Source organism: Kosakonia beeri (genome assembly GCF_054165705.1).
Map to the genome: position 1 here is coordinate 1,712,774 of NZ_CM135106.1, position 21,698 is coordinate 1,734,471.

Consider the following 21,698-nt stretch of genomic DNA (forward strand, 5'->3'; position numbering starts at 1 on the left):
TCCCTCTGCACTCAGGCGTGCGGATTTCGCGTCGACTGCCCGGTAAAATTACGCATCAACAATGCGTATTCCAGCGCCATATCTTCCGGTACGGGCAACCAGACTGTGTATCCGTCGCCAGGGGCGACAGGCATGGCTTCGCCTTTGGCGTTTTCCATATGCTCAAGGGTAAAATTGACGTTGCCCTGCGGCGTCATCAGTTCGAGGCTATCGCCCACCGAGAATTTGTTTTTGACCGCCACTGCCGCGAGGTGGCCTTTGCGTTCGCCGGTAAATTCGCCAACGAACTGCTGGCGCTCGGAGACGGAGTAACCGTACTCGTAGTTCTGATAATCATCATGGGTATGGCGGCGCAAGAAACCTTCGGTATAACCGCGGTGCGCCAGTCCTTCCAGCGTTTCTAACAGCGAGGCGTCGAACGGTTTACCTGCGGCGGCATCGTCAATGGCCTTACGGTACACCTGCGCAGTGCGGGCACAGTAGTAGAAAGACTTCGTGCGGCCTTCAATTTTCAGCGAGTGCACGCCCATTTTTGTTAGCCGCTCAACATGCGCGATGGCGCGCAGATCTTTCGAGTTCATGATGTAAGTACCATGCTCGTCTTCAAACGCGGTCATGTACTCACCCGGACGCTGGGCCTCTTCAATCATAAACACTTTGTCGGTCGGCGCGCCGACGCCCAGTGTAGGTTCGATGTTTTGCACCGGGATCGGCTCATGAACATGGACGATATTGCCAATGGCGTCTTCTTTGCCTTCCTGCACCTTGTATTCCCAGCGGCAGGCGTTGGTGCAGGTGCCCTGGTTCGGGTCGCGTTTATTGATATAACCCGACAGCAGGCAGCGACCGGAGTAGGCCATGCACAGTGCGCCGTGAACGAAAATCTCAATTTCCATATCCGGCACCTGGGTGCGAATCTCTTCGATCTCTTCCAGCGACAGTTCACGGGAAAGGATCACCCGGCTCAGACCCATTTGTTGCCAGAACTTCACCGTTGCCCAGTTGACGGCATTCGCCTGAACGGAGAGGTGAATTGGCATGTGCGGGAAGTTTTCGCGCACCATCATGATTAACCCCGGATCGGACATGATCAGCGCATCCGGCCCCATATCCACCACCGGTTTCAGGTCGCGGATAAACGTTTTCAGCTTGGCGTTATGCGGAGCAATATTCACCACCACGTAAAATTGCTTGCCCAGCGCATGGGCTTCATTAATGCCGATTTGCAGGTTTTCGTGGTTGAATTCGTTATTACGCACGCGCAAGGAATAGCGCGGCTGGCCCGCGTAAACGGCATCTGCGCCGTAGGCGAAAGCGTAACGCATATTTTTCAGCGTTCCCGCCGGGGAAAGGAGTTCCGGTTTAAACATGATGTTCTCATTCTGATGACAGGTCAGATAGCTTCACCGGGGTGAAGCCGTAGGGGAGTTCCCCTAAATTTAGGGCGGGAATTGTAGCGCTGCGGGCGGGGGGAGTAAACCTGCGCGTTACTGCACGCGCAGGTATTTACCGTCGGCACTGACGTTATGACCAAAACCGCAATTCATCGGGTCATCGGTCTGGGCTTCCAGGGTTTGCATATCTGCCGATAGCGCCAGCGAAATGGTGCATTGCGAAATATCATCATGCAGCTTAATGTCGCCTTTACCGTTTGTAAGCGTCACTTTCTCGGAGAACTCCCCGAGGTTTGGCCCGGAATAAAGCCCCATGATCCCAAACGAGTAACCTGCCCAATCGGCCTGATAGCGCGCATTGCCTTCTGCTTTCAGCGTCAGCACTTCCCATTCACCACGCCCGGCGTATTGCCAGTACTCCCCGGCGGCAGAGGTCGGCTTGGGCAGCGCTTTCAGCTTGTCCTGAATGCGCGACAGATTGTACTGCGACTTCTGATCGTCCGGCATGATTTGCAGCCAGGCTTGTGCCTTGCGATATTCGCCCTGGCGGATCCACGTCAGCGCCACGTTATTGTAAGCCGTGGCCATGAGCACATCATTGGGCTGATCTTTGCCATATTCACATTGCTCAATCCATGCGGCTTGCTGTTCGAAAGCCTCTCTGGCTTTGGGGTAATTTTTGGCCTGATAATATTGGTTGCCCTGTTTGGCGTAATCGGTAATTTTGGCGCAGTCGGCGGCGATTTGAGCCTCGGTAATCTCCGCCTGGCAGCCAAACGCAGCAAACAGCAGCGTCAGCGCGCCGTAACCATATTTCCTCATCATCCCTTTCCTTTTTTGTGGGCCACGCGATTTGCCGCATCGCCTGGTGTTATGACTCTCGATAAAACGGCCATTTTTGCGGGAGCTATCATACAGAGGATGGTGCCCTTGTTCGCGGTAAAATACCCTACCAGTAAAGATGGGTCTGTCGCCTGTGTTGCTTCCCGGCTTATACTGACGGTGGGCTGTCGGGGCCGTGTCGGGCGGCTGTCGGGTCAGGATCGTGTTCCCGGCGCCAGGATTAAGCGACACTGCAAGCCGGTTATCTGTGGAGAGAAAAGATGAGTAGCAATAAAGTAAAAACGCTGCGTCTTGCCCGCGCCTGGTCTCAGGAGCAGCTTGCAGAGATGGCCGCGTTGAGTGTCAGAACGGTGCAGCGTATTGAGAATGGCGATCATCCTTCACTGGAGACATTGAGTGCACTGGCAGCCGTCTTCGGCGTGAGTGTGACGGCGTTGTCCGGCCAGGATGAAGCGGGTGACGACGCGCTGGATCAACGGGTGCAAGCCGCGCGGGAAAAGGTCGAGGCCGAGGGTAAATTCTGGCGTTCGCTGCTGACGGGGGGGATTGTTTGCGTTTTTCTCTTTTTCCTGAATCGCAGTACTGCGCCGGAAAGCATCTGGTCACTGTGGGTGGCGGCAATGTGGGGAGGATTGTTGCTGGTGAAAGGGTTGCGCTTGTTTGTGTTTGACGGGTGGATTGCGCAGTGGCAAAAGCAGCGTTTACAGCGTCTGGTGCGCAAATAAGCCTGTGCCGGGCGGTTAGCCCGCCCGACACGCGCGGTTATGCCAGTTTGCAGGCGTCTGCTTCCCAGCGATACCCCACGCCATACACCGCGCGGATGAAAGATTGCTCCTCGTCCAGCGCTTCCAGTTTACGGCGCAGATTCTTGATATGGCTGTCTATTGTCCGGTCGGTCACTACACGGTAGTCATCATAAAGATGATTGAGCAGCTGCTCGCGAGAGAAGACTTTACCCGGCTCGCTGGAGAGGGTCTTCAGCAGGCGGAACTCCGCCGGTGTTAAATCCAGCAATTTGTTGTGCCAGCTCGCCTGAAAACGCCCCTCGTCTACGATTAGTGGGCTTTCTGCATCCAGCGCCTGCAGCTCACGTTGTGGTTTGCAGCGGCGCAGAATGGTTTTCACCCGCGCCACTACTTCGCGTGGGCTGTAAGGTTTGCAGATGTAATCATCTGCGCCAATCTCCAGCCCCAGCAGGCGGTCAATCTCTTCGATTTTCGCGGTCACCATAATGATGGGCACATTGCTGAAACGGCGAATTTCACGGCACAGCGTCAGGCCATCGGTTCCCGGCAGCATCAAATCAAGCAGCATCAAATCCGGTGGCGTCTGGCGCACATACGCCAGCACCTGGTCACCATGATTGATCAGCGTTGGTGCATAGCTGGCCGCGCGCAGATAGTCGATCAACAACTGCCCCAGCTTGGGTTCATCCTCCACGATCAAAATGCGTGGCGTGTTTTCATCAATGGGTAACTCAGTCATATGTCTCTCGATTTTTCGCGTTCAAGCGGTAGTTCAACTGTAATGCTAACCCCGCCAAAAGGCGAGTGCGCGGCATGGATAGCGCCACCGTGCGCCTCCACAATATTTAAACAGATAGCAAGCCCTAACCCGGAACCGCCGCTGGCGCGGTTACGGGAACCTTCCGTGCGATAGAAGCGTTCGAACAGCCGGGTTAGCTGCTCATCACTCACCCCTGGCGCGCTGTCGGCAAAAGACATGAGCAACTTGCCATTCTGGGTTGTCGCCCGGATAGACGTTCCGCCACCGGCATCGGTATACCGTAAACTGTTCTCCAGCAGGTTATTGAACAGTTGCATCAGCCTGTCAGGATCGCCAAACACAATGGCACGCGGTGGCGCTTCCAGTGACAGTGTCAGGTTGCGGCTGGCGAAGCGCTCGCGAAACGCGCCCGCGGCAATCTCCAGCAGCGAAACCACATCCAACGGCGCACGCTGATAGGCCAGTGCGCCTTCATCAGACATTGAGAGCTGGTGCAAATCATCCACCAGTTTGGTAAGTGTGCCCACTTCCGCCTGCAAGGACATCACCGACTCGGGAGTGAACTTACGCACGCCGTCCTGAATCGCTTCCAGTTCACCACGCAGGACCGCCAGCGGGGTGCGCAACTCGTGGGAGATGTCAGCCATAAAGTCGCGGCGCATCTGCTGGTTTTTCTCCAGCGTACTGGCCAGCAGATTAAAATCGCGTGCCAGGCGCCCCAGCTCATCATGGCTGCCGGGTGTCACCCGGGTTGAAAAGTCGCCGGAAGCCAGTTTATGCGTCCCTTCGACCAGCCGTTTAACCGGTGCCAGCAAGCCGCGCGCCAGCGGGAAAGTGGCGATCGCCGCCAGCAGGGTGGCAAGCGCCACAATTAACCAACTGGTGCGCTGTTGTTGGCGGTCAAAATTGATGTCGGTATTACGTGTCAGCCGCTCAATGGGCGAGGCGATAACCCAGCCCACGGTCTTGTGATTAACCTGAATGGCTTTGCGGGTACCGTCGTCCGGTACAGGCGAACGCGGCCCGACCAGGACGTTGTTGTCCAGATCAACCACCCAAAACCGGGTGCGCCAGCCAGGCGGTGGCATCCCCGGCCCTGGCGGGCCCGGTTCCCGTTCGGGCTCACCTTCCGGAACGGGAGGCATGTCACGATCTCTTTCGCCGCCCATGCCTTCTTCCATACTGGCTCCAGGGCCACGAATGTTAGTGTACGGCGGGTTGCCACCATGATCCTCGTCATGCTCATTTTCGCGCTCAAACGATCGCAGCAACTGGAAAATCATCCGGTTATTGTTACGTAAGAACTGCCAGCTGCCGTTCTGGGCGTACTGTTCTGCCAGCGAGTCGCTCAGCATCTGCAGACGTTGCTCATTACCCCGCTTAACGTAATCGATAAAGCCGCGCTCAAAACTGATTCGCACCGCCCAGTGCATGGTGATCAGCAGCACGATGCAGGTCGTCAAAATGGCGAGAAACAGTTTGGCCGTAATGCCCGGCCGCCAGAATTTCATGATTGACTCCTTTTGCGCCGGGCAATGACGACGTTTTTGCTGGCGTCATCCGGGACGCGAGCGAAAAGCAACACCGGTAGTGCAATCACCACTGCCATGCTGAGATAAGCGTACAGAAAAACATGATGCGCCATACCGCTGCCAGCCGACAGATGCTGCGAGCCAAAGAGCCCCAGCAGCAGACCCGCGACAGTGACACCAATACTCATTGATAACTGCATAATCATCGATAACAGGCTGTTGCCGCTGCTGGCCAGTTCGTCCGGCAGATCTTTGAGCGTCAGGGTGTTCATTGAAGAGAAACGCATGGAGTTAATCATCCCCTGGCAGAACAACACAACAGGCAACACGTAGTACCAGCCAAGCAGGGCCACGCTCATAAACAGCAAGCTTACTAATGCCAGTCCAAGCGTTGAGCAGACCAGCACCCGGCGGTAGCCGAAACGGTTGACTACCTGCACAACGATACGTTTCATTCCCATGCTACCCAGCACCATGGGGATCATCATTAACCCTGCATGAAACGGGGAAAAGCCGAGGCCAATTTGTAAAAACACCGGCGTCATAAACGGCAACATGCCGCTGCCCACTCGCCCGGCAAAACTGCCTGCCAGACCAAGTGAAAAGGTTGGGGTACGGAACAAACGTAAATTAAACAATGCGCCATCATTGCCTTTTGCATGCAGCAGGTAGGTGATAATGGCAACCGCGCCCACGGCGACCAGCAGCGCGAGCGCCAGGGGGGAAAGCCCCAGCCCTTTATGCCCGTCGAGAGCCAGCGTTAGCGTTGCCATGCCGCAAGCCAGCAAAACAAAACCGGCGATATCAAAACGGCGGGTTTGCAATGTGTAATTCGGCATCAGGGTGAGGGTCGCGATAGCGCCGATAATCCCCACGGGCAGGTTAATCAGGAAAATCCAGTGCCAGGAGGCGTACTCCACCAACATGCCCCCCAGCGCCGGGCCGAGCAGTGGCCCCACCTGGCCGGGCAGGGTGACGAAGGTCATGGCCGCCATGTATTGATCGCGCGGCACGATCTTCATCACCGTCAGCCTGCCGACAGGCACCATCATTGCACCGCCAACGCCTTGTAGCACACGCGCCATCACCAGTTGATCGAGCGTGGAGGCTTGCGCGCAGAACAGGGAGCCGGCGGTAAACAGCACGATAGCGACGAAGAAAATATTGCGCACGCCGACCCGATCCGCCAGCCAGCCGCTGGCGGGCAGCATAACGGCCACTGTCAGAACGTAAGAAACCACCACCATATGCATATGCAACGGACTCTCCCCCAGGCTGGTGGCCATGGAGGGGAGGGCGGTATTCACAATCGTCGTGTCCAGTGATTGCATAAAGAAGCCAAAGGCGACGATCCAGAGTTGCCAGCGTATGTTTTTAGGGAGTTCATTCATTCACTAACGGGCTCTCTCTCATGGCGGCGAAAACGCAGGCGCAGGCGATCAAAAAACAGATAGACCACTGGCGTGGTATACAGCGTGAGTAACTGACTCATTACCAGACCGCCAACAATGGTGATCCCCAGCGGCTGACGCAGTTCCGACCCATCGCCACCAGAAATCACCAGCGGTAAGGCGCCAAACAGCGCCGCCAGCGTGGTCATCATAATCGGGCGAAAACGCAGCAGGCAGGCCTGGAAAATAGCCTCTTCGGCATTCAGATTACCCTGGCGCTGTGCTTCGAGGGCGAAGTCGACCATCATAATGGCGTTTTTCTTCACGATGCCAATCAATAGCATAATGCCAATTAATGCAATCAGGCTAAAAGGAGCATTGAACAGTTCCAGCGCCAGCAGTGCGCCTACCCCGGCCGAAGGCAGAGTTGAGAGGATAGTCAGCGGATGGACATAACTCTCATACAAAATACCCAGTACGATATAGACCGTGGCGATGGCCGCCAGGATCAGGATCACCTGGGAATTCATCGTCTCCTGGAACACCTGAGCAGTCCCGGCAAAACTGCCTCGCACGCTGGAGGGAACGCCGAGCTGGGTCATGGTGCGGTTAATGGCATCGCTGGCCTGAGATAACGACGAGCCGGTCGCCAGGTTAAATGCGATGGTCGAGGCCGCAGACAATCCTTGATGGTTTACCGACAGCGGCGCATTGGCCGGACGCCAGTGCGCAAAATCGGAGAGCGGGATCGATTTGCCTTCGCTGTTGATGATAAACATTTTATCCAGCGCGCTTATGTCCTGGGTGTAGCGCGGATCGACCTCCATCACTACTTTGTACTGGTTCAACGGTTGATAGATGGTCGAAATCTGCCGCTGACCAAACGCGTTATTCAGCAGGCTGTTGGCTTCCTGCACGCTGATGCCAAGGCGCGACATGGTGGCGCGGTCATAAACCAGATTCATTTCAGCGCCATTATCTTGCTGGTCAGAGTTCACGTCCGCCAGTTCAGGCAGGGCGGCGAGGGCTTTACGGATCTTTGGCTCCCACTCGCGCAGCGCGCTCAGATCATCCGACAGCAGCGCGTACTGATAGCTGGCATTGGCTTGTCTGCCGCCGACGCGAATATCCTGTACTGCCACTAAAAACAGACTCGCACCCGGCTCTTTCGCCAGCTTGCCACGCAGACGATCAATCACCTGCTGGGCGGTTTCATGGCGCACATCGCGAGATTTCAGGGTAATAAACATCATGCCGCTGTTAACCCGCGAGCCACCGGTAAAACCGGTAACATTATCCACCGCCGGATCGTCGCGGATGATCTTCATAAAATCCTGCAACTTAATACGCATCGCCTGGAAGGAGATGCTCTGATCTGCCTGAATGCCACCCATCAGCACACCGGTATCCTGCTCCGGGAAAAACGTTTTGGGGATGGTGATATACATCCAGATATTTAGCGCGATGGTGGCGAGCAGTACCATACCGACCAGGCGGGCGTGGTTTAGCACCCATTTTAAAGAGCGGGCATAGTGTTGCTGAAGGGCAATCAACAGGCGACCTACGCCGCGTTCACGGGTACGCGAACGCGGCTGATGGCGTTTCAGCAGCCAGCCGCACATCATGGGAGTCAGTGTCAGCGAGATCGCCAGCGAAATACCAATCGCCACGGATAGCGTCACGGCGAATTCCCGCAGTAGCCGACCAGGCAGGCCCGCCATCAAGAGCAGCGGCAGGAACACCGCCACCAGCGAAATACTCATCGACAGTACGGTAAAACCCACTTCCCGCGTGCCTTGCAGTGCCGCCTGCAACGGTTTCATGCCCGCCTCGAGATGGCGGGAGATGTTCTCCAGTACCACGATGGCATCATCCACCACGAAGCCCGTGGCAATGGTCAGCGCCATCAGCGACAGGTTATTCAGGCTAAACCCACACAGGTACATGGCGGCAAAGGTACCAATTAACGACACCGGTACTGCCACTGCCGGGATCAGCGTTGCCCGCCCCGATCGCAGGAACAGAAATACCACCAGGATCACCAGCGCAACGGAAATAATCAGCGTTTGCTCGACTTCCGCGAGCGATGCACGAATGGTCGGAGAGCGATCCTGGGCGATTTGCAGGTCAATTGCCGCCGGAATGGTCTTTTGCAGCCCCGGCAGGCGCGCGCGAATACTGTCGACGGTTTCAATAATATTGGCTTCCGGCAGTTTGCGGATCATCAGCAAAATCGCCGGTTTGGCATTGGTCATCCCCGCGTTGCGCACGTCCTGGACTGAATCCGTGACTGTTGCGACATCGCTTAAACGCACTGCGGCACCGTTATTGTGGTGAATAATCAATGGCTGGTATTCGGCGGCGGTTTTCAGTTCATCATTGGACTGAATCTGCCAGCGGTGCGTACCATCTTCCACAGCACCTTGCGGCCGGCGCACATTGGCGTCGCTGATGGCGGTGCGCACAGCATCCAGTGAGACGCCTTGATTAAACAGCGCTTGCGGGTTGAGATCGACCCGCACGGCAGGCAGCGAACTGCCGCCTACATCCACATCGCCGACCCCCTGGATCTGCGCGATGGTTTGCGCTAACTGGGTCGAGGCAAAATCGTACAGCTGGCCCTGCGAGTACGTGTCTGACGTAAGCGTCAGGATCATGATCGGCGCGTCAGACGGATTGGCTTTGCGGTAGGTCGGGCGGCTGGGCATCCCGCTCGGCAGCAGGCTTTGCGCAGCATTGATCGCAGCCTGGACATCGCGCGCCGCGCCGTTGATATCGCGGTCGAAATTAAACTCCAGAATAATCCGCGTGCTGCCCAGTGAGCTGGTTGAGGTCATCTCGCTGACCCCGGCAATACGGCCGAGTGAGCGCTCCAGCGGCGTGGCGACCGACGAGGCCATGGTTTCCGGCGCGGCGCCGGGCAGCGAGGCGCTGACCATGATCACCGGAAAATCCACCTGCGGCAGTGGGGCGACCGGCAGCAGCCGGAAGCCGAGAATGCCGCACAGCGTAATGGCCAGCGAAATCAGGATCGTGGCCACCGGGCGGTAAATGAAGATCGCAAAAAACTTCACTTACGCCTCCTCTTCACGCCGGGGGAAGCGGTTTTTCGCCCACAAAGCCAGCTGGTCGAACAGCAGATAAATAACCGGGGTGGTAAACAGCGTCAGCACCTGGCTGACCAGTAAGCCGCCGACCATGCCGATGCCCAGCGGGCGGCGCAGCTCCGCGCCAACGCCTGTGCTCAGCATTAATGGCAACGCACCGAGCAGGGCCGCCAGCGTGGTCATCAGGATCGGGCGGAAACGCAATAAGCAGGCCTGGAAAATGGCCTCCCGCGGCGACATGCCCTCTTCACGCTCGGCGGCGAGGGCGAAGTCGATCATCATGATGGCGTTTTTCTTCACAATGCCGATCAGCAAGATAATGCCGATAATGGCTATCACGTCCAGTTCGCTACCGGATATCAACAGTGCCAGTAGAGCGCCCACACCGGCGGTGGGCAGCGTGGATAAGATCGTGATCGGATGGATAAAACTCTCATATAACACGCCGAGCACGATATACATTGCCGCCACAGCGGCCACAATCAACCAGATCGTACTGCCCAGCGCGGCCTGGAAGGCCAGCGTACTGCCCTGGAACTGGGTAGTAATGGTGGTCGGGAAGTTGAGCGTTGTTTCGCTATCGAGAATAGCCTGTACCGCTTCGCCGAGTGAATAACCGTCGGCCACATTAAAAGAGATGGTGGTGGCAGGGAACTGATCCAGGTGGTTGATACTTAGCGGGGCATAACGCTGTTCAACTTTGGCAATCGACGACAGCGGCACGACGCCGCCATCGGTGCTGGTCAAACGGATATTATCCAAAGCAGACAGGCCAGGCGTTTGCGCCGTATCGTGCTCCAGCACCACGCGATACTGGTTAGCCTGAGTATAAATCGTTGAGATCAGTCGCTGGCCAAAAGCGTTGTAAAGGGCGTTATCCACATCCGACAGGGTAATACCGAGACGACTGGCGCTGTCACGATCAACGTTCACATAGGCCACCAGGCCTTTATCCTGCCAGTCGCTGCTAACATCGGCGAGCTGCGGCAGCGCCTCTAATTTACTGACCAACTGCGGCACCCAGGTACTCAGGGCGTCCAGCGAGTTCGCTTGTAAAGTGAACTGATACTGTGTGCGGCTGACCTGAGTATCGATGGTTAAATCCTGGATCGGTTGCAGGTATAACGAGACTCCAGGCACTTTCGCCGTTGCCTGCTGCAAACGTTCGATCACCGCTTGCACGCGATCGTCGCGTTCATCCAGCGGTTTTAGATTGATTTGCAAGCGCGCGCTGTTCAGAGAGGGATTGGTACCGTCGACGCCGACAAACGAGGTCAGGCTCTCTACCGCCGGATCCCGCAAAATAACGTCTGCTGCCTGGCGCTGGCGCTCGGCCATGCTGGCGAAAGAGGCCGATTGCGGCGCTTGCAGCGTCCCCTGGATAATGCCGTTGTCCTGCACAGGGAAGAAGCCTTTCGGGATCACCACCCACAACATGATCGACAACAATAACGTGCCCACGGCGACGCTCAGCGTCAGCCACGGGTGATTAAGCACTTTGGCCAGTAACCGACCATAGGCGGCAATCACCCGCTCGAAGAAACGCTCGGAGGCACGCGAAAAACGGTTCTGCTTGCGCAAGGATTCTGCGCTCAGCATGCGTGCGCACATCATGGGCGTCAGCGTTAGGGACACCACCGCCGAGATAAGGATTGCAATGGCCAGCGTAACGGCGAATTCACGGAAAAGGCGGCCCACAATGTCGCCCATAAACAGCAGCGGGATCAACACGGCAATCAACGAGAAAGTCAGCGAGATAATGGTGAAACCAATTTCGCCCGCACCTTTCAGCGCAGCCGCCAGCGGTTTTTCGCCCTTTTCGATATATCGCGAGATGTTTTCAATGACCACGATGGCATCGTCCACGACAAAGCCGGTAGCAATGGTGAGCGCCATTAACGTCAGGTTATTGATGGAGAAGTCCAGAAATACCATCGCCGCGAAGGTACCTATCAGCGATAGCGGAACGGCAACACCAGGAATAATGGTGGCGGGAATATTACGCAGGAACAGGTAGATGATCATCACCACCAGCGCGATGGCCAGCATCAGTTCAAACTGCGTATCGCTAACCGAGGCCCTAATATTGGTAGTGCGGTCAGACAACACTTTCACGGTCACCGATTTCGGCAGGCTTTCAGTCAGTTGCGGCAGCAGCGTGCGAATACTGTCGGCGGTATTGATAATGTTCGCGCCGGGCTGGCGCTGCACGTTCAGCACAATCGCCTGTTGCTTATTCGCCCATGCGCCGAGCCAGCTATTCTCTGCCCCTTGTTCGACCGTGGCGATATCCCCCAGACGGATCGGTGCGCCATTTTGATAAGCCACAATCAGCTGACGGTACTCCTGCGCGGATTGCATTTGATCGTTGGCTGAAAGGGTGATGGCACGGGTCGGGCCGTCGAGACTACCTTTCGCCGAGTTAACGTTGGCATTACTGATGGCGGTACGGATGGTTTCGCTGGTCAATCCCAGCGCGGCGACTGCCTGCGCATTGAGCTTGACGCGAACCGCCGGGCGCTGACCACCCGAGAGCGTGACCAGGCCGACGCCAGAAACCTGGGAAATTTTTTGCGCGACCCGGGTTTCCACCATGTCTTCCACCTGCGTCATCGGCAGGGCAGAAGAGGTGACTGCCAGTGTCATGATTGGCGGATCCGCCGGGTTCACTTTGCTATAAACCGGCGGATTGGGCAGATCGGAGGGCAACAGACTGTTGGCAGCATTGATGGCTGCCTGCACTTCCTGTTCCGCCACATCCAGCGGCAGGGTGAGCTGGAATTGCAGCGTGACCACCGAGGCGCCGCCAGAGCTTTGCGATGCCATCTGTTTTAACCCGGACATTTGCCCAAACTGGCGCTCAAGCGGTGCGGTCACCGCCGAGGTCATGACATCGGGGCTGGCACCGGGATAGAGCGTTACCACCTGAATGGTGGGGTAGTCCACTTCTGGCAAGGCAGAAACAGGCAGGAAGCGGTAACCGATAATCCCGGCAAGCAGAATGGCCACCATCAGCAATGTGGTGGCGACGGGACGCAAAATAAACAGGCGCGAAGGGCCGCCGGTTCTCCCTGGCGGTAACAGTTGCATCAGGCGCGCGCTCCCCTGGCGGGATTTTCACGCCTGGCTGGTATCTCCTGCGCGCTTTTAGCATCCACCACTTCGACTTTAGCCCCTTCCGTCAGACGATCAATACCGTCTGTCACTACCCGGTCGCCAGCGGATAACCCGGCGGCGATCACCACTTTCTGGCTGTCCTGGATCCCTGGCGTGACGATGTGTTTGCTGACCTGATTTTTGTCATTCAACACCCAGACGAAGTTACCTTCATTACCCATTTGCAGGGCAGCTGCCGGGATCACGACCGCATCTTGTTGCGTGGACACCAGCATTCGCGCATTGACGAACTGGTTGGGGAACAGCAAATCATCCTGATTATCAAAACGGGCCTTCAGCTTGATGGTGCCGGTTGTCGCATCGATCTGGTTATCCAGGCTTAACAGCGTACCGCTGCTGAGCTTCTGTTTATTGGTGCGATCCCAGGCTTCAACAGACAATGCCTGCCCGTTTTTCTGCGCCTGCATAACGGTGGCAATGTCGCTTTCCGGCAGGCTAAACACCAAATCAATGGGATGAGTCTGCGTCAATACCACAATGCCCGTCGTATCGCTGCTGCTGATTTGATTACCAATATCAACCTGTTTTAAACCCACGCGGCCTGATACCGGCGCGGTAATACGGCTCCAGTCGAGTTGTAACTGCGCACTGGCGACGGCGGCTTCATCCGCTTTTACGGTACCGGCTGATTCGGTGACCAACGCTTGCTGGGTATCCAGATCCTGGCGGGAAACAAGGCTGGTTTTCGCCAGTTGCTGATAGCGCGCCAGGTCACGACGGGCATTCGCCAGAGTCGCCTGATCTTTCGCCAGTTGCCCTTGCGCCTGCGCCAGCGCAACCTTGAATTCGCTCGGGTCGATTTCGGCTAACAGATCGCCTGCTTTCACCTGCTGGCCTTCCTGAAAGTGGAGCGCCAGCAGTTGGCCGCTGACGCGGCTGCGCACGGTGACCGTGTTAACGGCGGTGATAGTGCCAAGACCGGAGAGATAGCGGGGTACAGATTCATGCGTTGCCTGAGCCGCCTGTACTGGCGGCAGTGCGCCGCCTCGCATACCATGGCGACCGCCCCCCGGGCCCGGGCCCTGCATTTGCGCGGTTGCAGCAGGTGAGTTCTCTTTATGACTGAAGTGGTACCAGACAGCGGCAATCGCCGCGATGACCACGACCGCGACAATCGCGCGGCTGAAACTAACACTGCCTTTCATCGTAATATGTATCTCATCCAAAAAACGATTGCCGCAATAATACTAGTTTAGTAATGCTATGCCGCAGAAAAATGGAGGAAAAATGAAACACTGTCTGGAAACGTATACAAGGAATGGTAATTTGCGTTAGGGGTATTCTGGCGCAGAAAATAATGCCGGGTGGAGGACACCCGGCAGAAGATTAACGGAACAATACCTGCGCCCAGCGCGCCAGTCCCGCCGTTACAGAACCGAAATCGTCTCCGCCCGCGATGGGAATACCAGGGAGCGTTTCCGCCAACGCTTTTTTGATAATGGGTGAGCGGGCGCTACCGCCTGTCAGGTAGATCACTTCCGGCATGGTGGTGCTGTTTGCCAGGGCCAGTTGTACCTGCTCAAGGATCCGCTGTAACGGCTGGTTGAGTGCTGCTTCCAGTCCCTCCTGGCTGATGGATGTCGCCAGGCTGTCGCTAATAAACGGCAATTGCGCGACGGTGTCTGCCTGTTCTGAGAGGGCAATTTTGCTCTCTTCAGCGCTGCGCACGAGGCGGTAGCTAAGACGCTGACGCCACACTTTATGCAACAGTGCGACTTTGTCAGCATCGCGCGCATCGCGCAGCAGATCATTCAGCAACCGGCCATTCGCCGCGCTGTAAAACTCCGTCTGCGCCGGCACATCGTTTATTGCCACTGCGTTCCACCACGGCAGGATCGGCAGCGCAATGCCTTTTTCTGTCTGTCCGCCCATGCCAAGTAACGGCATCAGGTTTTTAAACGCCAGCGCAATGTCCAGATCGTTACCGCCCACGCGGCAACCACTGTGGCCGAGCAGGCTGTCAGCACGATCCTGCCTGGCGCGCCATTGCGGCCCCATTAACAATAAGGAGCAGTCGGTTGTTCCGCCGCCGATGTCGACAACCAGAACACGTTTCTCTGCGCTGAGCGTGGCTTCAAAATCGAGCCCTGCCGCCACGGGTTCATACTGGAAAACGACATCGCGGAAGCCCGCGCGTTTGGCCGCCCGCGCCAGGATCCCCTGCGCCTGCGCGTTGGCTTCTTCTCCGCCCAGCCCCTGGAAGTTGATCGGGCGACCAATCACTGCCTGGTCAATGTTTTCAGGCAGTTGCGACTCGGCCTGCAGGCGAATGTGTAGCATCATGGCGCAAACCAGATCTTCAAACAGCGCGATTTGCTGGGGTTTTAGCCCGCTGGCACCCAAGAAGGACTTCGGCGATTTAACGAAGTACACTTCTTCCGGATCGCTGACATACTGGCGCAGTGAGGCGAGGCCAAACTGCACACTGTTTGTCGAAACCTCAATATCTTCCTCGCGGTTAAAGCTGACCGCCCGGCGCAGCAACGCCTGGGTTTCGCTTCCCGTTGCCGGAACCTGATGATGGCGGAACAGCCATTCGCTGACCGCTTCGCGCGTAGGTGCGCAAAGCATCGACGGCAGCAGCGTGCTGCTATTTTCCATGGTCAAAAGTTGCGGCGTATCGTCGCGCATGACGGCGACTGAGCAGTTCGCTGTACCGTAGTCAAAACCTACAAACACGTAGTGATCCCCATGCCAGTGAAGAAGGGGGGCGACTTTAGCCGAATGCACGTCAGGCGACAACCGGAATATGAAAGCAAGGCGCAGATCCGCTAAGGTATTTATGCTGTTAGCCTCACACTTCAGGAGTTGTTATGTACACACTGCGTTGGCAGCCGCCCTACGACTGGGCGTGGATGCTGAGTTTTTTAGGTGCGCGTGCGGTAGCGGGCGTCGAAGCGATCGACGAAATGCGTTATGTGCGCTCGTATGCCCGGGACGGTTACCGGGGGCTGATTACCGCGCAACCGGATGCGGCGACGGCAACGCTCAATATTACTCTTAGCGAAGGCCTGAAGCCCATCGCCGATCATTGTCTGCAGCGGGTGGCCTGTTTGTTCGATCTGCAGTGCGATCCGCAATTAATCGGTTCTGTGCTGGGCGAGTTAGGTGCCGCGCGCCCCGGTTTGCGTTTACCCGGTTGTGTCGATCCTTTTGAGCAAGGGGTTCGCGCTATTTTAGGGCAACTGGTGAGCGTGGCGATGGCGGCAAAACTGACGGCAAAGGTGGCACAGCGCTACGGTGAAGCGCTTGAAGAAGCGCCGGGTTTTATCTGTTTCCCCACGCCGCAGCAGTTAGCACAAGCCCGGCCGGAAGATCTAAAAGCATTAGGAATGCCGCTTAAACGTGCCGAGTCATTGATTTATCTGGCGCAAACGGCATGTGACGGGCGTTTGCCGCTTTCACAGCCTGCCGATGTGGAACAGGGAATAAAAACGTTACAGACATTTCCGGGGATCGGACGCTGGACGGCAAGTTATTTTGCGCTGCGTGGCTGGCAGGCACCGGATATTTTTCTGCCAGATGACTACCTGATTAAACAACGCTTCGCCGGAATGACGCCCGCGCAAACCCGGCGTTATGCAGAGCGCTGGCAGCCGTGGCGTTCATATGCCTTGCTGCATATATGGTATACGGATGGCTGGCAACCTGACGAGCAATAAAGCTCTCGGTCTGGCCGCCTGGCACCCGGTCAGAGTGTGATTTTCTACGGTATGGCGACCTGGAGGGTATGCGCCCTCAGTTGATGGCGAAATAACTGGTATTGAGCATTAAATCCAGCGGTTGTGGCTGCGAAATAATATCGCCATAAATTAAATCGATACCGATGCCGGATAGCGTATCCATCATCAAGGGCTGATTGGTCGGCCCGGCGATGCTCTTCAGGCCAAGGCGCTGGGCGTGGTTCTGGATAATGGTCACCATCATCTCATCCATCAAATTGCCCTGTACATTGGCCACCAGCCCTGGCTCCAGCAGTAAATAGTCGGCCATATGGGGGGCGAGGCGGTTGAACACCTCCAGATCGTGACCAATATGACTCAAAATGATGCGGCAGCCAGCATGACGCAGGCGCTTCATATTTTCTGCCAGGGTTGGGCCTTCATGCATTAACGCATCGGCATCGATCACCAGGTGCAGCAGACGTCCCGGCATTGGGCCATGTTCCAGCAGATCCAGCAGCTCATCGACCAGTGGTACGCTGGCAAGCCCGGAGACGGAGAGTGGCAAAGCAATGCCCAGCCCTTTCCCGGCGACGGCAGTGGCATGATTACGAAAGAACTCGTGGAAGACGCGGCGATCGAGCGCGCGGATCAGTTCTGACTCGGTTAAGCCAGACCGGAAAGCATACTCCTCCATGACTTCTCCTTCGCTGGTCCACAAACGCAGGGAGATCAGCCAGAAATTACAGGCTTCGGGCACGCGTGGTGAGGCAACACCGCGCGCAATTAACAGCAGATGGTTGTCTTTGATCATGTGCCACTGCTCGTCCTGCGACATCACGTTGCGTTCTTGCGTCATCATGTCCTGCTGCGGCTCGTAAACGGTCACCACGCCGCGGCCTTTATTCTTCGAAGCATAGAGCGCAATGTCCGCCTGCGACATCACGTCGGTCGCCTGGTGGTTGTTCTGATCAATAAGTGTGATGCCGCAACTGGCGCCGATCCGGTGCTGACTGCCTTCCCACGCAAAAGTGTAATCATTGATGGCCTCGACAATACGCCCGGCAATATAGCGTGCACTTTCAATATTACAATCCGGGAGTAACAGGCCAAACTCATCGCCGCCGAGGCGGGCGAGGATGTCGGTAGAACGTAACATGCTCAGCATCAGCGAGGAGATTTCGCGCAGCAATGCATCGCCAGCCGCGTGCCCGGCGCTGTCGTTCACCGCTTTGAAACGGTCCAGATCGATAAACACCAACGCATGGCGCAGCGGGAATTCCTGCACGGTCACCAGCAGGCGTTTCAGGTGGTTTTCAAAGCTGACGCGGTTTGCCAGGTGGGTGAGGGCGTCGTGAGAGGCGCTGTAACTCAGTTGACGCAGCATTTTACGTGATTCGGTGACGTCCTGAATGACCAGTACCGAACCGATATTTTGCCCGTCCAGCGTACTGAGTGGCGTAATGCTGTAATGGATATCGAAATGGCCGCCTGTCCGGCAGTGCAAAACCACATCCTGTTCAATATCCGAACGGGACATATCTCCGCTGTGAATATTTTCCATCGTCGGGCCGTGATCGCCAAAGGTGATTCGCAACACGGTGAGCAGCGGTTGCCCCATCGCCTGTTCTTGCGACCAGCCGCTCATCTTTTCAGCCACCGGGTTCATAAAGGTGACATTCATTTCGACATCTGTACAAAGCACGGCTTCGCCGATGGAGTCCAGCGTAATGTGCAGGCGCTCTTTTTCCTGGAACAGCGCGTCGTTAAGTTGCTTAACCTCGGTCATATCCATATTGACGCCCAGCAGGCGTTCAACTTCGCCGTTTTTGTTCAGTACCCGGTTCGCCAGCGCACGAATATGGCGAATGCCGCCTTTTACGTTAATGCGGAACTCTAGCTTAAAGGCGATGCGTGCGACCAGCGAGTCGCGGATAACGCGTTCGATTTCAGCGCGGTCTTCCGGCACCACACGCTCATACCACAATTGCCAGGTGGGCTTGATGTGCGAGGGCACTTCGTACATCTCGAACATCCGCTTATCCCAACTGATAATGTCTGGCTCCAGCTCCCACTCCCAGATGCCAATACCGCCAGCTTCGTTGGCGAGCGTAATGCGCTCCATTAACCGCTTATTTACCCATTCGGTCTGTTTCAGATCGTTAATGTCTTCTATCTGGGCAATAAAGTAGAGCGGCGTACCGTCTGCATGGCGCACTACCGAAACGGCGAGTAACGCCCAGACCAGATCGCCACTGCGGGTGTAATACCGTTTCTCCATGGAGTAGCTGGGGATCTCGCCGCGCACCAGCTGAGCCATCTGTTCAAGATCGGCACTCAAATCTTCCGGCCAGGTCAGCTGTTGAAAGGTCATTAAACGCAATTCTTCCTGGCTGTAGCCGAGAAACTTGCACAGCGCCTTGTTAGCCTGAAGCCACTGGCCGTCGGTTCCTACCAATGCCATGCCGATGGCCGAGTATTCCATGGCGTTACGAAACCGTTCCTCACTCTCGGTAATGTGTTTGCGCTCCGCGCGAAACGCGTACATCACCATCGTCATCACGTTCACCGGCAGCAGGATCATCAGGAAAGGCAGCCAGGGGGCGTTGATCATCACGCCGGTTCTTGGCTGGGTAATCAGTTGCGGGTCAAGCGCGATGACCATTGAGACCATCATCACCGTACTTAGGAACACTAAAAATGCTTCGACACGTGGCAACCGCACCGCGCTCCACATCAACAGCACAATCACGGCGGTGAAGGGCCAGGGCAAGTAATGCAGCGCCAGCCAGCTCAGTACCAGCGTGGCCGCAAGGGTCGCGAGGGTTTCCACCAGCAATTGCGGTTTACGGTGACGTAATAAATAGTGCGGTTTAAATAGCAAACCCAGCGGCACCAGGGCCAGCGCGGCAATCGACTCGGATAAAAACCACGTCAGGAAAGTGCGCAGCAGCGAGTCGCCCGGTACCAGCAAGCAGACCAGAACGGCCCCGACCAGCGGAGGGATCAGCGCGCTGCCGATAGCGAGGCGGATCCAGTCACCGAGATTTTGCAGCGGGTTGTACCAGGGGAGCAGTTTGCGCAACAAGATAGCGCCGACGGCGGCTTCGACAATATTGATTGCCGTATAGCGTAAATCGACATAATTCACCGAGAAGAGAAAGACGGTGGCGGCCACATTGCCTAATACACAGGCGAAAGCAATGCCCGGCCACATCCGCCCGGCATGACGATAAAAGGCGACGGTCATAATGACGGTCGGAAACCACAGCGGCGCGATCAGCGTGCCAAAACGAATCAGCTCAAGCGAGAACAGGGTGAAGATAAAAGAGAGCAGACCTAAACTGACGAGCCGCAGTCCAGGATGGGGTGTGGTAACCAAAACGCGCTGGTATTGTTTCTTCATTACCGCCTAATCCGCAAATCCTGTTCCGTCGGGAACGGAGTCCGGACGTATAAATTTGAATTTTGGATTATGCTAGTACAAACAATTTACAATTCCTATGGTAGCCGCTCATAATTTGACATCATAATGATATTAATTACTTAGTCGGTCGAAAAATGGCGCACGCTGCGTCATTTTTGCACGTTTAAATTTGCCCAAAGTCACTCTGCTGGCTGAAAATCCCCGCCGTTTGCCATGGCCTTCATCACGCGCGTATTCGACTGGTATCGCGACCGCGAAATCCCTATAATTGCCGCGTTTGACGCCCCGGCGTCGTCCTTCCTTTACATCCAGGTTAATCAGGTCGCTAAATTTATGACTGATAAGTCTCATCAGTGCGTCATCATCGGTATCGCCGGCGCCTCCGCTTCAGGTAAAAGTCTTATTGCCAGTACACTCTATCGTGAGCTGCGCGAACAGGTTGGTGATGAACACATTGGCGTTATTCCGGAAGACAGCTATTACAAAGATCAAAGTCATTTGTCGATGGAAGAACGTGTCAAAACCAACTACGACCATCCAAGCGCGATGGATCACAGCCTCTTATTCCAGCACTTACAGTCTATTAAGCGCGGCGAAGCCATTGAATTGCCCGTGTACAGTTATGTCGAACATACCCGTACGCAGGAAACGATTCTTATTGAGCCTAAAAAAGTGATCATCCTTGAAGGGATCCTGCTGCTCACGGATTCCCGCCTGCGCGGTGAGATGAACTTCTCAATATTTGTCGATACCCCGCTGGACATCTGCCTGATGCGCCGTATCAAGCGCGACGTGAATGAACGCGGGCGCTCAATGGACTCGGTCATGGCCCAGTATCAAAAAACGGTGCGTCCGATGTTCCTGCAATTTATTGAACCTTCCAAACAGTACGCAGATATCATTGTGCCGCGCGGGGGCAAAAACCGTATCGCCATTGACATCCTGAAAGCCAAAATCAGCCAATTTTTTGAATAATACATGTTAGGCTGTAACACTCAGTATTAACTCACTGACCCCTGAGGAAACTTCAGGGGGATGTCGCACCAAAAGGAGAATGTGCCATGCGTCTTTGTGACCGCGATATTGAAGCCTGGTTGGATCAGGGCCGCCTCGCGATTAACCCGCGTCCGCCGGTAGAGCGAATTAATGGCGCTACTGTTGATGTCCGTCTGGGCAACAAATTCCGCACATTCAGTGGGCATACGGCGGCGTTTATTGATTTAAGCGGCCCGAAACATGAGGTCAGTGCCGCACTCGACCGCGTGATGAGTGATGAAATTGTCCTCGCTGAGGGTGAGGCGTTTTATCTGCATCCGGGTGAACTGGCGCTGGCTGTCACTTACGAGTCCGTGACGTTGCCTGCGGATCTGGTGGGCTGGCTGGATGGCCGCTCGTCGCTCGCGCGCCTGGGCCTGATGGTGCATGTTACGGCACACCGTATCGATCCGGGCTGGTCTGGCTGTATCGTGCTGGAGTTCTATAATTCGGGCAAGTTACCGCTGGCGTTGCGTCCGGGTATGCTGATTGGCGCGCTGAGTTTTGAACCGCTCTCCGGCCCGGCCGATCGTCCCTATAACCGCCGTGAAGATGCCAAGTACCGCGATCAGCAAGGCGCTGTAGCCAGCCGTATTGATAAAGACTGAGTGACTTATCCGTACT

The 21,698-nt window shown here is 56.1% G+C and carries 14 protein-coding genes; 4 read left to right on the plus strand and 10 right to left on the minus strand.

What is annotated here, in order from left to right; genetic code table 11:
• Nucleotides 1-11: 11 nt before the first annotated feature.
• Both trhP and ACUY4S_RS08220 read right to left on the minus strand, forming a co-directional pair.
• Nucleotides 12-1,370, minus strand: coding sequence for a prephenate-dependent tRNA uridine(34) hydroxylase TrhP (gene trhP, locus ACUY4S_RS08215; RefSeq protein WP_458022660.1), 1,359 nt, complete (start codon nt 1,368-1,370; stop codon nt 12-14).
• A gap of 117 nt (nt 1,371-1,487) precedes the next feature.
• Nucleotides 1,488-2,216: a tetratricopeptide repeat protein gene (locus ACUY4S_RS08220; protein ID WP_458022695.1), complete on the minus strand. Its 729-nt coding sequence runs from the start codon at nt 2,214-2,216 to the stop codon at nt 1,488-1,490.
• A 281-nt stretch (nt 2,217-2,497) separates the two neighbouring features.
• Between ACUY4S_RS08220 and ACUY4S_RS08225 the strand changes: the two genes are divergently transcribed.
• The gene (locus ACUY4S_RS08225; RefSeq protein WP_458022659.1) at nt 2,498-2,962 is read left to right on the plus strand and encodes a helix-turn-helix domain-containing protein; all 465 of its coding nucleotides are present in this window, start codon (nt 2,498-2,500) and stop codon (nt 2,960-2,962) included.
• A gap of 37 nt (nt 2,963-2,999) precedes the next feature.
• On the opposite strand, the gene baeR is transcribed toward ACUY4S_RS08225, so the two are convergent.
• From baeR to yegD, 7 genes are all read right to left on the minus strand, one after another.
• On the minus strand, nt 3,000-3,722 hold the full coding sequence (gene baeR / locus ACUY4S_RS08230) for an envelope stress response regulator BaeR (protein WP_312687783.1): 723 nt from the start codon (nt 3,720-3,722) through the stop codon (nt 3,000-3,002).
• Nucleotides 3,719-5,254, minus strand: a complete 1,536-nt coding sequence (gene baeS / locus ACUY4S_RS08235) for an envelope stress sensor histidine kinase BaeS (protein WP_312687781.1) — start codon at nt 5,252-5,254, stop codon at nt 3,719-3,721. Before baeS ends, baeR begins: the two co-directional genes overlap by 4 nt.
• Nucleotides 5,251-6,666, minus strand: coding sequence for an MFS transporter (locus tag ACUY4S_RS08240; RefSeq protein WP_458022658.1), 1,416 nt, complete (start codon nt 6,664-6,666; stop codon nt 5,251-5,253). The genes baeS and ACUY4S_RS08240 overlap by 4 nt, the downstream gene beginning before the upstream one ends.
• On the minus strand, nt 6,663-9,740 hold the full coding sequence (gene mdtC / locus ACUY4S_RS08245; protein WP_458022657.1) for a multidrug efflux RND transporter permease subunit MdtC: 3,078 nt from the start codon (nt 9,738-9,740) through the stop codon (nt 6,663-6,665). Before mdtC ends, ACUY4S_RS08240 begins: the two co-directional genes overlap by 4 nt.
• A complete protein-coding gene (locus tag ACUY4S_RS08250; protein WP_312687775.1) occupies nt 9,741-12,863 on the minus strand; it encodes an MdtB/MuxB family multidrug efflux RND transporter permease subunit in 3,123 nt (1,040 codons plus the stop codon).
• Nucleotides 12,863-14,095 carry an MdtA/MuxA family multidrug efflux RND transporter periplasmic adaptor subunit gene (locus tag ACUY4S_RS08255; protein ID WP_458022656.1) on the minus strand — a complete coding sequence of 411 codons (1,233 nt, stop codon included), beginning with the start codon at nt 14,093-14,095 and terminating at the stop codon, nt 12,863-12,865. Before ACUY4S_RS08255 ends, ACUY4S_RS08250 begins: the two co-directional genes overlap by 1 nt.
• Before the next feature lie 181 nt (nt 14,096-14,276).
• A complete protein-coding gene (gene yegD / locus ACUY4S_RS08260; RefSeq protein WP_458022655.1) occupies nt 14,277-15,629 on the minus strand; it encodes a molecular chaperone in 1,353 nt (450 codons plus the stop codon).
• A 134-nt stretch (nt 15,630-15,763) separates the two neighbouring features.
• On the opposite strand from yegD, the gene alkA reads away from it, so the two are divergent.
• The gene (gene alkA / locus ACUY4S_RS08265) at nt 15,764-16,612 is read left to right on the plus strand and encodes a DNA-3-methyladenine glycosylase 2 (RefSeq protein WP_312687768.1); all 849 of its coding nucleotides are present in this window, start codon (nt 15,764-15,766) and stop codon (nt 16,610-16,612) included.
• A gap of 76 nt (nt 16,613-16,688) precedes the next feature.
• On the opposite strand, the gene ACUY4S_RS08270 is transcribed toward alkA, so the two are convergent.
• Nucleotides 16,689-20,018, minus strand: coding sequence for a diguanylate cyclase (locus tag ACUY4S_RS08270; RefSeq protein ID WP_458022654.1), 3,330 nt, complete (start codon nt 20,016-20,018; stop codon nt 16,689-16,691).
• 354 nt (nt 20,019-20,372) lie between these two features.
• Here ACUY4S_RS08270 and udk point away from each other — a divergent pair, with 354 nt between their 5' ends.
• Nucleotides 20,373-21,014, plus strand: a complete 642-nt coding sequence (udk, locus tag ACUY4S_RS08275; protein WP_312688212.1) for a uridine kinase — start codon at nt 20,373-20,375, stop codon at nt 21,012-21,014.
• An 86-nt stretch (nt 21,015-21,100) separates the two neighbouring features.
• Nucleotides 21,101-21,682 carry a dCTP deaminase gene (dcd, locus tag ACUY4S_RS08280; protein ID WP_312687764.1) on the plus strand — a complete coding sequence of 194 codons (582 nt, stop codon included), beginning with the start codon at nt 21,101-21,103 and terminating at the stop codon, nt 21,680-21,682.
• Nucleotides 21,683-21,698 lie beyond the last annotated feature (16 nt).